Here is a 16,380-nt window from a genome sequence, read left to right as displayed (position 1 = left end):
GTGGCGTTGGCTCCAGTAGCGTTGGCGTTCTGCCCCGTCGCTGTCGCCTGAGCCCCGTTGGCGTTGCTGTTCTGCCCGGTCGCGGTCGCACTGGCGCCATTCGCGTTGCTGGCTTGGCCGGAGGCGGTGGCGTTCGCTCCCTTGGCGTTGCTGGCCTGCCCCGCCGCGGTCGCGTTCGCGCCATCAGCGTTGGCGTTTTGCCCCGTCGCGGTGGCGTTGGCGCCATTTGCGACGCTCGCCTGCCCGGTCGCGGTCGCATTGGCGCCATTCGCGTTGCTGGCTTGGCCGGAGGCGGTGGCATTCGCTCCCTTGGCGTTGCTGGCCTGCCCCGCCGCGGTCGCGTTCGCGCCATCAGCGATGGCGTTCTGCCCTGTCGCCGTGGCGTTCGCCCCATTGGCGTTGCTGTTCTGGCCTGTCGCCGTGGCGAATTGACCGTTCGCGACGCTCGCCTGACCAGTCGCCGTTGCGGCGGCTCCATTAGCGAAGCTGTTTTGTCCCGTGGCGGTGGCGGTCTGGCCCTCGGCGCGCGCCGCCTGGCCCGAAGCGGTGGCGAACTCGCCGTTCGCGACGCTATCCTGGCCGGTCGCCGTGGCGTTCGCCCCATTGGCGTTGCTGTTCTGCCCAGTCGCGGTGGCGAACTGACCATTCGCGACGCTCGCCTGACCCGTCGCCGTTGCGGCGGCGCCATTGGCTAAGCTGTTCTGCCCGGTCGCCGTGGCGTTGGCTCCAGTAGCGTTGGCGTTCTGCCCCGTCGCGGTGGCGTTAGCGCCGTTGGCGAGGCTGCTCACGCCCGTCGCGGTGGCGTTGACGCCGGTGGCGTTGGCGTTCTGCCCGGTCGCCGTGGCGTTGGCGCCGTCGGCAAGGCTGTTCGTACCTATCGCCGTGGCTTTGGCGCCGATCGCGACGCCAGCGGGAACGCCGCCGGCGTTACAAGCCCCGGCTGCGAGATGGCCAAACGAATCGGTCGTGACGCACTGTACCGCCCCGATTTGCGCCGCCGTGCTCGCGAGAGAGGTGATTCCCGGCGCGACATATGTGGTTAAAGACGTGCCGAACGTCATTTGATTGGCGGCAGTGCTTGTCGCGCCTGCGCCGATCGCCGTCGACCCCAGGAATCCCGCGGTGTTAGCGCCCGCGCCGACCGCCGTGCTGTCGTCGGCCGTCGCTTGCGCGTTTTGGCCGAGCGCCGTCGCCCCGACGCCTGTCGCGTTGGCGCTCTGGCCGAAAGCTGATGCTGTCGAGCCATTGGCGACCGAGCCTTGGCCAACCGCTGTCGCATTCGCGCCATTGGCGTTGCTCGCCTGCCCCGTCGCCGTGGCGCTGGCTCCATTGGCGTTGGCGTTCTGTCCCGTCGCGGTGGCGTTGGCGCCGTTAGCAATGCTGCCTCGGCCCGTGGCCGTGGCGGACTCGCCGTTAGCGCTGGAGAAGGCGCCCGTCGCGGTGGCGAAGGCGCCGTTGGCGTTGGCGAAGGCGCCCGTCGCCGTGGCGTTTTCGCCGTTGGCGTTCGACTTGGCCCCGGTCGCCGTGGCTTCGGCGCCGTTGGCCGTGCTGAACTGCCCTGTCGCGGTCGCGGCGTCGCCATTGGCGGTGCTGGCCTGCCCCGTCGCCGTGGCGAAGACGCCGTTGGCGTTGGAGAGGGCGCCCGTCGCCGTGGCGAACTGGCCGTTGGCAGGCTGCCCTGCCCCGTGGCTGTGGCGCTGGCCCCATTGGCGGTGGCGTTCTGACCCGTCGCGGTAGCGTTCGCCCCAAAGGCGGTGCTGAACTGACCCGTCGCGGTCGCATTGGCGCCGTCGGCGACGGAATTCTGACCGGTCGCGGTAGCGTTCACGCCGTTGGCGAAACTGGTCTCGCCTGTGGCCGTGGCTTTATCGCCGTTGGCCCTGCTGAACTGCCCGGTCGCCGTTGCAGCGGAGCCGTTGGCGTTGCTCAACTGCCCCGTCGCGGTGGCGAACTGGCCGTTGGCGAGGCTTCCCTGTCCGGTCGCGGTGGCGCTGGCGCCAAATGCGTTGGCGTTCTGCCCCGTGGCCGTGGCGCTGGCCCCATTGGCGTTGGCGTTCTGCCCGGTCGCGGTGGCGTTCGCCCCGTTGGCGGTGCTGAACTGCCCCGTCGCGGTGGCGCTGACGCCACTGGCGCGGCTCGCCTGGCCGGTCGCGGTGGCCTGCGCGCCGTCCGCGACGCTCGCGCCGCCCGTCGCGGTCGCGCGCGCGCCACTGGCCAAACTGCCTTGGCCCGTTGCGGTAGCGGAACCACCGTTGGCGATGGCGAAGGCTCCCGTCGCGGTGGCGGCATCGCCGTTGGCGAAGCTCTCGACGCCCGTTGCGGTCGTGAGGACGCCGTTCGCGCGACTGCTCACGCCGGTCGCCGTGGCCGAGTCGCCGTTGGCGTTTGAGTTCGCGCCGGTGGCGGTGGCTCTGAAGCCATTGGCGCGGCTGCTCTTTCCCGTCGCAGTGGCTTGAGCGCCATCGGCCAAGCTGCTCCGACCAGTTGCGGTGGCGTCTGACCCATTAGCGGTGGCGGTTGCGCCCGTCGCGGTGGCGTTCGCTCCGTTCGCCGAGCTGCCTCGGCCCGTCGCCGTGGCGTTGGCGCCATTGGCCGTGCTGCTCGCGCCGGTCGCGGTGGCGTTGCCGCCGTTGGCGATGCTGAAGGCGCCCAGCGCCGTGGCGTTGGTGCCAGTCGCGTTGCTGCTCTGGCCCATTGCGGTCGCGTTCAGACCGTTGGCGAGGCTGAGTTGCCCGGTGGCGGTGGCGTTGAGGCCATTGGCGAGGCTGCTCTCGCCGGTCGCCGTGGCGCTACCGCCATTCGCGAAGGCGCCGCGTCCCGTCGCGGTCGCCGAGCCGCCGTCGGCGCTCGCGAAGGCGCCCGTCGCCGTCGCGGCGTCGCCGTTGGCGAAACTCCCGACGCCCGTTGCGGTGGCGAGCGCGCCATTGGCGCGACTGCTTACGCCGGTCGCCGTGGCGGCGTCGCCGCTGGCGTTCGAATTGGCGCCGGTCGCGGTGGCCTCGAACCCGTTGGCGAAACTGTTCTGTCCCGTTGCGGTGGCGAACTCGCCAGTGGCGCGGCTGGCTTGTCCCGTCGCGGTGGCGCTGGCGCCAAATGCGTTGGCGTTCTGGCCCGTCGCCGTCGCGTTGGCGCCGTCGGCGTTGGCGTTCTGTCCCGTCGCTGTGGCGTTCTGGCCGTTGGCGACGCTCAAGTGGCCGGCCGCCGTGGCGAATTGCCCGTTGGCGAGGCTGCCGCCGCCCGTTGCGGTCGCGCTTGCGCCATTGGCGAAGCTGTTCTGGCCGGTCGAGGTCGCGAACTGGCCGTTGGCCCGGGCGTTTTGGCCTGTCGCGGTAGCTTGGGCGCCATTGGCGTTGGCGCTTCGGCCCGTGGCGGTGGCTTCGGCTCCATTAGCGGTGGCGGTCGCGCCCGTCGCGGTGGCGTTCGCGCCACTCGCCGAGCTGCCTCGGCCCGTCGCGGTGGCGTTGGCGCCATTGGCCGTGCTGCTCGCCCCGGTCGCGGTGGCGTTGCCGCCATTGGCGATGCTGAAGGCGCCCAGCGCCGTGGCGTTGGTGCCGGTGGCGTTGCTGCTCTGGCCCATTGCGGTCGCGTTCAGACCGTTGGCGAGGCTGAGCTGGCCCGTGGCGGTAGCGTTGAGGCCATTGGCGAAGCTGCTCTCGCCGGTCGCCGTGGCGCTGCCGCCATTCGCGAAGGCGCCGCGTCCCGTCGCGGTCGCCGAGCCGCCGTCGGCGCTCGCGAAGGCGCCCGTCGCCGTCGCGGAGTCGCCGTTGGCGAAGCTCGCGACGCCCGTCGCGGTGGCGAGCGCGCCATTGGCGCGACTGCTCACGCCGGTCGCGGTGGCGGCGTCGCCACTGGCGTTGGATTTAGCGCCCGTCGCTGTGGCCTCGGAACCGTTGGCGAAGCTGTTCTGTCCCGTCGCCGTGGCGAACTCGCCAGTGGCGAAGCTGTTTTGCCCTGTCGCGGTGGCGTTCGCTCCAGCGGCGGTGCTGAACTGACCCGTCGCGGTCGCATTGGCGCCGGTGGCTTGCGCCAGCTGGCCGGTTGCGGTGGCGTTGACGCCGTTGGCGTGGCTTAACTCGCCGGTCGCAGTCGCGTTGGCGCCGTTGGCGAGACTGCCCGCGCCCGTCGCAGTGGCTTGAGCGCCGTTGGCGATGCTGAATTGGCCAGTCGCGGTGGCGGTCCCGCCATTGGCGTAGCTCGCTTGGCCGGTCGCGGTCGCGAGGGAGCCGTTGGCGAAGCTGTTCTGCCCCGTCGCGGTGGCGAATTTGCCGTTCGCAAAGCTGGCTTGCCCCATTGCGGTGGCGTTCGCGCCGTTGGCGTTCGCGTTCTGCCCCATTGTGGTGGCGCTGGCGCCATTGGCGTAGCTCGCCTGGCCGGTCGCGGTCGCGAGGGAGCCGTTGGCGACGCTGTTCTCTCCCGTCGCGGTGGCGAATTCGCCATTGGCGAAACTATTCTGTCCCGTCGCGGTGGCGTTCGCCCCAAAGGCGGTGCTGAACTGACCCGTCGCGGTCGCGTTGGCGCCGTCGGCGACAGAATTCTGCCCGGTCGCCGTGGCGTTCACGCCGTTGGCGAAACTGGTCTCGCCTGTTGCTGTGGCCCTATCGCCGTTGGCCCTGCTGAACTGCCCGGTCGCCGTTGCGGCGGAGCCGTTGGCGTTGCTCAACTGCCCCGTCGCGGTGGCGAACGCGCCATTGGCGAGGCTTCCCTGTCCGGTCGCGGTGGCGCTCGCTCCAAAGGCGTTGGCGTTCTGGCCAATCGCGGTGGCGTTGGCGCCGTTGGCGCGGCTCGCTTGTCCGGTCGCCGTGGCGTTGGCGCCATTGGCGCGGGCGTCGTCGCCCGTGGCGGTGGCGCTGGCGCCGTTGGCGACCGCCGCCTGCCCCGTCGCCGTCGCGCCAAGGCCGTTGGCGAATGAATTGGAGCCCGTCGCGGTGGCGTTATTGCCCTGGGCCGAAGCGTCCTGGCCCGTCGCGGTCGCGCCAACGCCATTGGCGAAGCTATTTTGTCCCGTCGCGGTGGCGTCGGCGCCGTTGGCGCGGCTGTTCTGCCCCGTCGCGGTCGCCTGATGGCCATTGGCGAAGCTGTTCTGCCCCGTCGCGGTGGCGCTCGCGCCGTTGGCGATGCTGGCTTGCCCCGTCGCGGTCGCGTTGGCGCCGTTGGCGAAGCTGTTCTCCCCGGTTGCGGTGGCGTTGGCGCCGGTGGCGAGGCTCAAACTCCCGGTCGCCGTTGCGTTAGCGCCGGTGGCGCGAGCATTCTGACCCGTCGCCGTGGCGTTGGCGCCGTTGGCGGTGCTCAATGCGCCGGTCGCGGTGGCGGCGGTACCGTTCGCGTTGGCGTTCTGGCCCGTCGCCGTGGCGAAGTCGCCATTGGCGCGGGCGCCGTCGCCTGTGGCGGTGGCGGTGGCGCCGTTCGCGACTGCGTCGTGACCGGTTGCGGTGGCGCTGGCGCCGTTATCCTGCACTGCAGCTTTCGAAAGCGTATGGGCAGTCGCCGAAAGTAACTGTGCGTTAATTTCTCGGATCATGTATTTTAATCATCAGATTCTGATTTTTTCTACCGATGCTGGAACTTTTCCTGACTCTCTCGTGTCGATTTTGGTCCTTTGTGGCAAAGGCGCCACAATGGGTCCGACGGGCCCGGTTCGTCCTCTGCGGCGCGCTTCCGTTGTAACGTTCTCTCGAACCTGGACAGATCCACCGACGAGTCAGGCGAGCGCAGGATGGGCGAACTGACGCGGCCGCGTTCCACGCCGCCCCTCGCAGCACGAGGCCATTCTTCTGGCGATGCGCGCTTCGTCCTGGAAACAGATTTTCGATCGGCGTTCGCTGCGGCAGATCGAGCAGACGCGCCTTCAAGCTCGCTCGGCGACAGGCGCAGCTTCGGCCATCCGTTCAACAAGGCTTCAGGCCGGCGTTGAAGCGATGTCACCCAATTGCGCAGCCTCTGCCGATCCATGCCAGCGCCTCGGAACGGTTCGCGCCGTCACGAAACCTCCGCCAGCGACAAAGCGCCCGCTCTGATGTCCTTCTAGCGTCGAGCAAAAGCCCCGAAGCTGTCCGGCCGAGCAGTCCTCGCTGGCATGGCGCCAATCTCCTTCGCGCGAAATGAGTCAATCAGCGGAGCCGTTGGCATAAATCAACAAGCAAATTTTCAGCGGGCGCACGCAGTGAATGGGTCTACGGAACGCGTCTGCGGCGAGGCTTTTAAACAGAATCGCGACGCCGCATCAGCAGCCCTGGCCTGCCAAAACCAGCAATATGGCGCGTTCACAAAGATCATTTGAAAGAGGTCGAGCCATCAGATGCCGGCCAGCATCTTGAATGACACTCCAACCTAAATCCTGTCGACCCGCACACCTAAAAAATGTGAGGCGCGTTCTTCAATTGGTTGCCGTAGATGACGATCAAACGGGACACAGCGCAGCGGGTCAGCTCGGCGGCCGCTATGGTGTGCCGATGCGACCGTGAACCGCAAGACTGCGCCGCGTCTGCGCGTCCCAACCCCACATCAGCGATCCATCTCCTGCAGCGCCGTCAGCGACTCAGGCAACACCTGCCCGCCATCGATCACCAGCGTTTGGCCGGTGATGTAGGCGGCTTCGTCGCTGGCGAAAAACAGCGCGGCGTAGGCGATGTCCTCGACGCTCCCGAGCCGGCGTTGGGGGATCGAGGCCGTCATCTTCGCCAAATAGTCTTCGCCGAGTTCGTCCAGTCCTTCGGTGCGCACATTGCCCGGCAGAACGGCGTTGATGGTGATCCCGAGCGGCGTCAGTTCCAGCGCCGCCGTGCGCATGAAGCCGAGCTGTCCCGCCTTGCTCGCCGCATAGTGCGCCCAACCGGGATAGCCGGTGATCGGGCCGGTGATGGAGGAGGTGAGCACGATCCGCCCCCGACCGCTGCGCGCCAGCGCAGGCACGCAGGCCCGCACGCTCAGAAAGGCGCCGGCAAGATTGGTGGACAACACCTCGTTCCATTGCGCCAGAGTCATCTCCATAAGCCGTGCGGCCGGAAAGACGCCGGCGTTGGCGCAAAGAATGTCGACGCCGCCGTGCCGCTCGAGCGCCGCGGCCGCCATCCGCTCGACATCGCCCGGATCGCCGACATCGGCGGCGAATCCGCTGGCGCGTCCCCCTTCGGCCCGAATCGCCGCCGCCGTCGCCTCGGCCTGCGCGAGGTCACGGCCAACCACCAGCACCTGCGCGCCCTTGGCTGCAAAAACATTGGCGATGCCTCGGCCGATGCCCCGGCTGCCGCCGGTGACGATGACCGACCGATCGGCGATGGAGGTGAGCATTTTGACGCGGCCCCTCTGCTGGCGTCCTCTTCGGGCGAATCAATATTTCGCGACGACCGGAACGACGCCCCAGTTGAAGTGATAGTTCAGACCGACGCGGACGACATGACCGTCGAAGCGCGTGCGCGCTTGAGTGGCGTTGGCGAACAACAGGTTCGTGAGCTGCCAATCGGTGGTGATCGCGACAGGATAGGCGGCGGCGCCGAGATCGTAAAAGAGATATTCGATTTTGGCGCTCCATTGCGGCCAAAACATCCATTCCAGTCCGCCGCCGGCCGTCCAGCCGACCCGCGTCTGCGAAGACCGCCCCTGATTGGCGCCGAGCAACAAAAAGCCGGAGAAATCATTCGGCACGTGTTGGAAAAAACTCGTGGTGGACGTCGCCTGTCCGTACGCGAGTCCGCCGGTCGCATAAGCAAGCAACGTAGGCGTTATGAGATAGCCAAGCCGACCCCGCACCGTGCCGAGAAAATCAAGCGACTTGTTGCTGGAGACGCTCGTCAGCAGATTGAGTCCGGGCGCTGGCGTTGGCGCGAGCGTCACGACAGCGGCGGTGCCGTTCGAGCCGGCGAGGCCCTGGATGTCCGTTTCTATTCCAGCGAGAAACGCGCCGTTGAATTGCAAATCATAGCCAAGTTGGCCGCCGCCGATAAAAGCGGCGCTATTCGTCGAGACGCTGCCCGTTCCTGAGATGGCGGCAGCCGCCGCCCATGGGACATTGCTGGCGCCATTGATGAGAAAGGGCGCTGAAGCAAAGTTGGTCCCCGTGCTTGCGCTCCATGCGCCGCCCGCATTCAAACCGGCATGGAAACCGGTCCACATTGGCGGCGGAGGCGGAAGATAGGCCGGCGGCGCCTTGAGGGAGGGTAAATCCGCGGCGAGCGCCGATCCCGTTGCAAACGCCAGCGCCAGAAAGGCGCCTGTCAAGATTTTATGGGCCATGACTTTGTTCTCGCCGTTGCAAACAAACTGCAGAAAGGTCTGGAAGCAAATGAGCAAGGCGAGAGGCGTTTCGCAATTCGAACCTTTCGCTTCGACCGCCCTTTACGCCGTTTCGCGCCGGATGTGCCCTTTATGCAACAGCAATGCTTTGACGCCGCGCCTTCCCCCACAATGGCTCGTGCGACTCATATAAACTTGAACGCTTCCGTTGAACTGAAGAGCGAACGTAAAAACTCGGCGACGCCCGGCGCTGTGGGCGCGCCGTCTTCGCCGCATGCGGCGACAAGTCGGCGCAAACACAGTCGAGGTTTTTTCGGCGTCCGACTGAGCCTTAGCCGGCTGAAATCTTCTTGTCGGTTCGAGCCGGCGAACGACGGACTGGAGCCAATTGCGGGACAATTGAAATGACCCGGCCGTCATCCAATGATTCATCGTCGCTATCGTCGCGGGAGCGATTCTCTTGGAGCCGAACGCGCGCCAGATCTTTGCGAACGATGAAGACGAATATGACAAAGGCGCAAATCGACAGAGCGGCGATGATGACGTCGAGCGCCACGAATGAGAGCACGCGTTGCGACGCGAGCTCATGTCCCATCAACGCCGCAGAGAGCGACCAGCCCAACACGAGCAGCCGAAGCCCCTTCGGTTCGAATCCGCCGCTTGGCTGTTTTCCGCCATGGATCACGACAAGCAAATATTTGTATGAACTCAGCAACAGATAGAGAGAGAGGATGAGCAACGCCGAGGGAATGGTGAAATAAGGCGAGAAGCCAAGCGCCATGATGATCAGCGTTTGAGCGACGAGGTCCGCCGAGTTGTCGATGAAATATCCATAAAGCGGACGCGCGGCGCCGCGGCTTTCCGAAACAGCGCACACCAGATTCTCGCTAAGCCAATTGCAGGCCAGCCCCAGCGCGACCAGCGCGAGGAACCAGTTCGACCACCGACTGGCGATAAACCCAATGGCGACAAGGATGGCGCCGAAGAGTCCGGCGTACGTCAGGTGATCCGGCGATATGGCCTCCGGAATATGCCGCGCGACGAGGGCTGTGAGGCCCCGACTATCAGACGACTGGCGTTCGTTATCCCTGAGGATGGGCATACGACCTCGGTCAATGCGCCAATCGACGTGACGGCGAAATTGCGATTGATTGGTCCTGCGCCGCAGCGGGACCATCACGCTATGTATGAGCAATAACTGTAAATATTCTGGACGGTTGGGCCTTGCGGGTCAATTGCTTTTGTTGGGCAGTCCCTGGATCAACTGTTGTCAGATTCTGATTTGAATCGGCCAAAGCGATTCCATTTTGCTCCCGCCGCAGCGACGCCGCGCGAAGTCGCAATCACTTGGCCGCAGCGGTCAATCCTGCCGTTTCAATCGTGTGCCGCGCAATCATCGATTCCTCGTCGGTCGGCGTCACGAACACGGGAACGCGCGACTGGGGCGCCGAAATGAGAAGGTCGTTGCGCGCATTGGCCGCTGCGTCCAGCGTCAGCCCTAGCCAGCCGAGGCCCTCGACCACGCCGGCGCGCACGCGCGGCGAATGCTCTCCAATTCCGGCCGTAAACACCAGCGCGTCGAATCCGCCGATCGCGGCCGCGAGCGCCGCGATCTCCATTTTGATGCGATGAATAAAATAGCCGATCGCCGCTTGGGCGCGGGGTTCTTTGGACGCCTCGAGCGTACGCATGTCATGAGAGACGCCGGAGAGGCCAAGGAGCCCGGAGCGTTCATAAAGAAGATGCGACAGCTCCTCGGGAGTCATGCCCTCGCTCCGGAGCAGATAAAGCAACAATCCGGGATCAATCTGTCCGCAGCGGGTGCCCATGGGCAGGCCTTCCAGCGCCGAGAAGCCCATGCTGGCGGCGATCGAACGCCCGCCTTTCATCGCGCAAAGCGACGCGCCATTGCCAAGATGCGCGACGATGACGCCGCCTTCGGCGTGAATTGGATCAATCATGCGCAGGCGCCGGGAGATATATTCGTAGGACAATCCGTGAAAGCCGAAACGGCGCAGTCCACGCTCGTAGTAGGAATAGGGAAGCGCATAAGCGTCGTCGACGAAGGCGTGTCCGCGGTGGAAAGCCGTATCGAAACACGCGACCTGCGGCACATGCGGAAAGGCTTCCTTGGCGCCTTCGATTCCAGCAAGGTTATGCGGCTGATGCAGCGGCGCCAGCGGAATCAATTCCCGCAATTCCGCGAGCACTTCCGCATCGACGATAACCGGCGCGGCGAAGCTCAGCCCGCCATGCACGACGCGGTGCCCGATCGCGCTCACGGCCGCCAACGGGTAAGCATCTTCGATCCATTCGAAGATGGCCGCAATCGCCTGCTTGTGCGTGAGCTTGGCGGCAAGCGGCTTGTCGCTTATCTCTCCATCGACAATGGCCGCGCGAAAGCGCGGCTTCGCGCCGAGCCCTTCGACCGCGCCAGAAGCGATCAGCCGCGGCCAATCGGCGTCCGCCGCAAACAGGGCGAATTTCACCGAAGACGACCCGGCGTTAAGCGTGACGACGCGATCGGCCATGTCCCTCACGCCTCCTCGCCGCGCTACCAAACGCGGCGACGTTTCTCCGCTTCGAACGTCTTTCCAAGGTAGTCGACGCGCTCCAGCCGCAGTTCGCCCTTGGGTTGGAAGGCGTCCGGGCGCAGCTGCAACTCGCCGTTCTCGAATTCGAGGCCAAGCAGCGCATAGGCGGCCGACAACATGCGGGCCGCCGCGCCGGTGTACCAGCTCCACCCGCCGCGCCCTTCGTAGCCCTCGCCATTATAGACGTCGGCCGGCTGCTGATGCGGCGGCAACCCATAAATGTCCGCGGCGGCCGGCGACGCGAGCTTGGAGATCGGCGAGATCGCGATCCACGTCTCGAACGCTCTGCGAAACAGCTCGTCGGCGGCGCGCGAGTCGCCGTCCTGTTGCGCCTGGGCGGCGAGCTTCGCCAGCGCGTCGACGAACCAGGAAACGCCATGCGAATATTGGCCGCCGTTTTCCCGCACGCCTGGCGGATATTCGGCGCTGCGCCCGGGATAGGGCTGCGAGTGTTCGTCGAAAGGCGGATGGACGAGCAACACGCGATCGCCGAGACCGAGAACGGCCAAGGCGTTCTCGATCGCCTCGCGTCCACGCGCGGCGTCGACGGCGCGCGCCAGAGTCGGCCAGGAGGACGTCATCGCGCTCATCGGCGCGAGTTCCTCGCCATCATCGGCGTAGGCGCGGATGTAGCGGTCGCCGCGCCAGCAGTTCTCAAGCGCGGTCCGAAGCTTTTCGGCGCGTTCGCGATAACGCTCGGCGCGGTCGGCGTCGCCCTTCGCCTCGAACAGCGGCGCGATGTCGAGGAGGATGCCATGCAGGAAGAAGCCGAGCCAAACGCTCTCGCCGCGGCCTTCGTCGCCCACGAGATTCATCCCGTCGTCCCAGTCGCCCGATCCCATCAGCGGCAGGCCATGCGCCCCGAAACGGTCGAGCGTCCAGTCGATGCCGCGCGCGCAGTGGCCGAGCAGCGTATCCTTGTCGCGCGACGTCAGCGGCACGGTGGCTTCGCCCTCCTGATCCTTCGGGACAGGACTGGCTTCGAGGAAGGTCTCGACTTCGTCGAGGATGGCGTAGTCTCCACTCCCGCGGACATAGCGAACCGTCACATACGGCAACCACAAGTGCGGATCCGACGCATGCGTGCGGTCTGCGAGGCCCGTCCCGCCGTTGGGCGCGCGATGCCACCATTTGCAGGCGTCGCCCTCGATATATTGATGCGCGGCGTGCAGCAGAATTTGAGCGCGGGCGCGCTCCGGCGCGAGATGGATGAGGGGTATGACGTCCTGCAGCTGGTCGCGATAGCCAGTGGCGCCGGAACGCTGTGAAGGACCCGTGCGTCCCCAGAGGCGCGCGGCGAGCAATTGATAGGGCAGCCAGTCGTTGACGAGGCGGTCGAACTCGGGACGATTGGTCTTGATGCGCAACACGGACAACTGGTCGTCCCATGCGCGCGCATTCGCCGCGAGTTCGGCATAGGCGTGGTCGGGATCGCGCGCATAATCGGCGAGCCGCTTCGCGTCTTCGATCGTCGTCGTCTGTCCGAGCGCCACCACGACGACCGCTTCTTCTCCCGCCGGCACGTCGATCGCGCCGCTGAACGCGGCGACTTTCCGTTCGTGCGCGGGCGCGCCCGCGTCCGGATGGCCGTGCTCGACCATGTAAGGCAGGTAAGGGTCGCGGCTCTCATGCCCCAGGAAGCGGCGACGCGACGTCTCGGCGAATTCCGCCGGTATCGATGTCGTCACAAAGGCCCAGCCCTGCACGAAATTATTGCGAGGATTGCGGAAGTAGATCGAATGCACATTTTCGTCGATGATCGATTCCAAAACGCCGAGACTTTCGTTCGGCGTTTCCGCCAAGACGATTTCCATTGACGGCGTGATCTGCAGCAGACGCTCATGGTCCGTCTTGTTGCGGATCTTCAGGATCTTGAACTCGATCGGCTGCGTGGGGCTGACGAATACGGTCATCTCGAGCTCGAGATGATCGCGCTCGGCGCGAAAAACCGCAGCGCCCGGCGAAAACGTCACCTGATATTCGGCGTCGCGACGGCGCAGCGGAACGAATGTCGGACTATGCGCGTCAGTGCGGGCGAGATCATAGACGTAGATCCTCTGCCCGGCCGGCGCCATGCGCCCCTCGCCCATGCGAAACGGCGTGAAGCTGTTTAAGCGCGAATTGCCGTGGAAGGAAAAAATTTCGCCGTCATTCGTGAGCACGGCGCCCTGTCCGAAAGCGTTGGCGATGACATGGCCGAAAGGACGCGGCGTTCCGGGCGCAAGCGCGACGCTCCGGCCGTCTTGAGAAAAGGCGTAGCGCGGCTTCTTGGGCGGGGGCGGCAGAATGAGCCCGCGGCGGCGCGACAACGCCTTGTTCAGCGTCTCAGGCGCAACGGGGGCGATCCCCAGATGCCGTGCAATGGAATCCGTCGCACGGCCCATGTCGCGCGCCCATCCGTCAACGATGATCAGTTCCGTCGCGCCGGCGGCCGCGAGTTCGACTTCGACGCGCAGACTGGCGCAGGGCTCGAAGCCATAGAGCAGACCTTCGTCTTTCGGATCACGCGGCGCCGCCAGTCCAAGCAGGCTGTCAGGCGCATAGGTCGATCCCATTCCGTAGAAATGCGACTTCACGTCCTCGTAGCCGATGATGGAGATCTTCGCGTCTGCGCCCGCGCCGATGGCGTGAAAGCCGATCTCCGGGGACAGACGGCGATCCGATTGGCGCCGCGCCCCGCCCTTCAGCAAACGGTTCTGAGCGAAAATGGCGTTCAGCGAGCGGACGTACCAAGTGCCGATGTGAATCGCGTTGTACGCGGCGTCGCGAAGCTCGACGCCGGTCTCGTTGAGCACCCACTCACGCAGCGACGCCAGCATCAATTTACGATGGCGCTGCTCGAGATTGACGATCTTCAGTCGAGTGATCTCGACCGCTTCGTCGGCGGCGAGCGAGACGCGCGCTTCGATGGCGAATCCGTTGCGCTCCGCCATAAAGAACAGGCAGTTCTCGCCGGCGTCGGTGAGCGACGCCTGAGTGGCTCTGCAACGCGTCGGCGCCTCGCCGATCGACCACAGCTCGCCGCCGTCTTCACGCAGAAAAAGGAAGCGTCCGCGCGGGTGGGCGTGATCGTCCGGGCGGCGCGTCAGGTCGATCGGCGGGCCGCCACGCGCCACGCCTTCGATGCGCATCGCCCCCTGCCCGTCCTGAAACCACTCGCTGGTCATCAGCCCATTGGTCAGTTTCAGCGGCCGCGAGCCGGGCACGCCGCCAGCGCCGGTAATGCCTTCAATCGTCACTTTCTGCGCGCGCGCAAGCCGTCCGAGAAGGAAGAGCACAAGGCCTAAGGCGACAACGCCGGCGTAGATCAGATATCCGCTGACCAGATAGGCGTAGGACGGCGGCCGCGTCTGCGACATCTGCTCGGCGGCGCTCCACGCCTTGTCCCATTCGGCGCCGCGCGGAATATAGAAGGGCAACAGCAGCGGCGCCCAGGTGCCAAAGCGCCGGATGCCTTCGGGGATCGCGCGGCTTGTTTGCGCCTTTCCAAGGAAGCGCGCGGCTTTCTCATCGGCGACGTCGCCGCCGACGAAGGACAGATTGACGAGCGTCGCGACGCGCAGGCCCATGTGGTCGAACCAGATCAGCACCCGCAGGGCGTCATAGGCAAGAAGCGCCGTGAAAATGTCGAGACTCCAGGCGCGAAAATCGGAGTCCGGCAGGATGTAGCTCATCCAGCTCGCAACGCCGGTGCGGATGAGCCCGTCCTGATTGTACCAGGCGGGGTCGGGCGACGCTTTCAGGAAGGAATAGATCACCGGCGCCATCCACAGGCCCCAGCGCAAAACGCGCACGGCGTTTTCGATGAGCATGTCGAGGCCCTGCCAGCTCGCCAGTTGGCGAAGCGGCTGCAGGCTGCGCTGAACGAGCGCCGTCAGGAAGAAAAGATTGATCGAAAAGAGCGGCGCGGCGAACACCCATTGGATGACGCCCGAAAGCGACTCGTCGAACAGCAGCCTCACGCCGCCGTCGACCCTGCCGAGATCCGTCGCGCCCCACTTCGAGAAGAGCGGTCGAATGACATATTCGGTGATCGGGCGTCCGTCCGCGCCATAGTCGAGCGACGTGTAGGCGAAGAATTTGGCGGTGATGTTCTCGACCTGGCCCATGTCGAGATACCAGGCGACGGCGCCGCCGACGACGCCGCCGAGCGCCGCTCCCAGCAGATAGACGCGCCAGCTCCGCAAATGCTGGCGGCGTTGTTGGGTGAGCGCATGGAAATCGAAGCCGGCATCGACGCCGGCGTAGGCGAGAGCGCCAGCAAGCGCGCCGAACAGAAACCGCTCGCCGCCGCTCATCGCGGGAAGCCAGATCATCAAGCCGAGTCCAACGGCCGCGCCGGCGACCGCGCCGCGAAAGTAGTTGGACGGATGCAGATAGAGCTCTTCGACGCGCGCAAAGAAGGACGGAGTCGAATCGGTGCTCTCCACGATCGCCCGCGCGAGCGGAAAAAGCGCGGCGCCAATCAGCGCGCCGCCGATCGGGCCGGAGGCTGAAATGACGGCGACGGCGGGCGCAAAGGACACGACCAGTCCGACCGCGAGCAGCAGCGCCATGAACACGAAGCCATAGACGGCGCCCTTTTCGGCGCCGGTCCGCCAATCGTGGAACACCACGACCTGCAGGGAGGGCGTCGCGCGCAAAAGGCCAGCCATCGCCTGGGTCACGAGGTAGGTTTGGCCCCATAACCCTGCTTGCGCGAGCGCCGCGGCCACCGTCGCGACCACCGCCGTCACCGGATAGGGCAAATAAGGCGCGACGAAATAGGAGACCGAGGTCGCGATGTAAGGCGTCAGCGAAGCGATGAAGGCCGAGGCGAGCAGAATGCTATGCGGACGCCATTGTCGGGGCAGAAAGCGACCGAGCGCGAGGGGGATGCCGACGACAATCGATTCGTTGAGCAGAAACAGGACCAGCGTATGCCCGACGATCTTTCTGAAGGCCTCCGGAACGTCGAGGCCAAGGAGCAGCGCGCCGCCGATCTGGGCGACGGGCGGCGAGCCGAGAGCGATCAACAGGCTGAACTGCAGCGGCAAAACGAAAAGGGCCGCGCGAACCGCCATGCGCGAACGCGTTCTCAGCGTGACGACTCCGGCGAGATAGAGAATGGTGGCGGTCGCCGCGCCGACCGGCGAGAGCCGGAACAGTTCGGCGAAGGTTTCCGGCGCTCGCCACAACAGGCCGGCGCGGTCGCACAGCAGCGTAAATGTCGCGACTGCGAGGAAATCCACGGCGAAATCGGCCGCCTGGCGCGCGCTTTCGGAGGAGCGGCGCAGCACGAAAATCGTCGCGCCGGCAAAAAACCCGGCCACGATCGCATGCTCGCCGCCGCCAGCCGCCTCCAGCGCCGCGAAGACCGCAAAGCCCATGCCGATCAGGATGCGCTCGAACAATGCGCTATTGACGTCCGATTCGCCGCGATTGACGGCCATGGATTCCCTCCGCGCCTTTTGTTGAATCCGGCGTTTTTTAACGTTAATGGCCGGAATCAGCGGCGATCGTATGGAATCCCTTGCCGGAGCCGGGAGAAAAAGTCGACTCCCGCCTCCCTTCGTCG

The 16,380-nt window shown here is 65.8% G+C and carries 5 protein-coding genes and 3 pseudogenes; all 8 read right to left on the bottom strand.

Annotation, left to right across the window (positions count from 1 at the left end; genetic code table 11):
- Window positions 1-1,061 (bottom strand): annotated as a pseudogene (locus IYY11_RS09625) (hypothetical protein); the annotation flags it as partial.
- 102 nt (window positions 1,062-1,163) lie between these two features.
- Window positions 1,164-1,379, bottom strand: a pseudogene (locus IYY11_RS23820) (hypothetical protein); the annotation flags it as partial.
- A gap of 368 nt (window positions 1,380-1,747) precedes the next feature.
- Window positions 1,748-5,518, bottom strand: a pseudogene (locus tag IYY11_RS09620) (beta strand repeat-containing protein); the annotation flags it as partial.
- A gap of 983 nt (window positions 5,519-6,501) precedes the next feature.
- Window positions 6,502-7,287, bottom strand: coding sequence for a 3-oxoacyl-ACP reductase FabG (gene fabG / locus IYY11_RS09615; RefSeq protein ID WP_196403650.1), 786 nt, complete (start codon window positions 7,285-7,287; stop codon window positions 6,502-6,504).
- Window positions 7,288-7,326: 39 nt separating this feature from the next.
- Window positions 7,327-8,229 (bottom strand): outer membrane protein, encoded by a 903-nt coding sequence (locus IYY11_RS09610; RefSeq protein ID WP_196403649.1) that lies wholly within the window; start codon window positions 8,227-8,229, stop codon window positions 7,327-7,329.
- Window positions 8,230-8,560: 331 nt separating this feature from the next.
- Window positions 8,561-9,331, bottom strand: a complete 771-nt coding sequence (locus tag IYY11_RS09605; protein WP_196403648.1) for a hypothetical protein — start codon at window positions 9,329-9,331, stop codon at window positions 8,561-8,563.
- Window positions 9,332-9,572: 241 nt separating this feature from the next.
- Window positions 9,573-10,760, bottom strand: coding sequence for an acetate/propionate family kinase (locus IYY11_RS09600; protein WP_196403647.1), 1,188 nt, complete (start codon window positions 10,758-10,760; stop codon window positions 9,573-9,575).
- Window positions 10,761-10,783: 23 nt separating this feature from the next.
- Window positions 10,784-16,255, bottom strand: a complete 5,472-nt coding sequence (locus IYY11_RS09595; protein ID WP_196403646.1) for a GH36-type glycosyl hydrolase domain-containing protein — start codon at window positions 16,253-16,255, stop codon at window positions 10,784-10,786.
- Window positions 16,256-16,380: the final 125 nt, after the last annotated feature.

Source organism: Methylocystis sp. H62 (assembly GCF_015709515.1).
Classification (GTDB): domain Bacteria; phylum Pseudomonadota; class Alphaproteobacteria; order Rhizobiales; family Beijerinckiaceae; genus Methylocystis.
This window is presented reverse-complemented; position numbering and strand designations above follow the sequence as displayed.

Coding starts and splice junctions, on each gene's coding strand:
- fabG (WP_196403650.1), bottom strand. CDS start 7,287: ATGCTCACCTCCATCGCCGATCGGTCGGTCATCGTCACCGGCGGCAGC.
- IYY11_RS09610 (WP_196403649.1), bottom strand. CDS start 8,229: ATGGCCCATAAAATCTTGACAGGCGCCTTTCTGGCGCTGGCGTTTGCA.
- IYY11_RS09600 (WP_196403647.1), bottom strand. CDS start 10,760: ATGGCCGATCGCGTCGTCACGCTTAACGCCGGGTCGTCTTCGGTGAAA.
- IYY11_RS09605 (WP_196403648.1), bottom strand. CDS start 9,331: ATGCCCATCCTCAGGGATAACGAACGCCAGTCGTCTGATAGTCGGGGC.
- IYY11_RS09595 (WP_196403646.1), bottom strand. CDS start 16,255: ATGGCCGTCAATCGCGGCGAATCGGACGTCAATAGCGCATTGTTCGAG.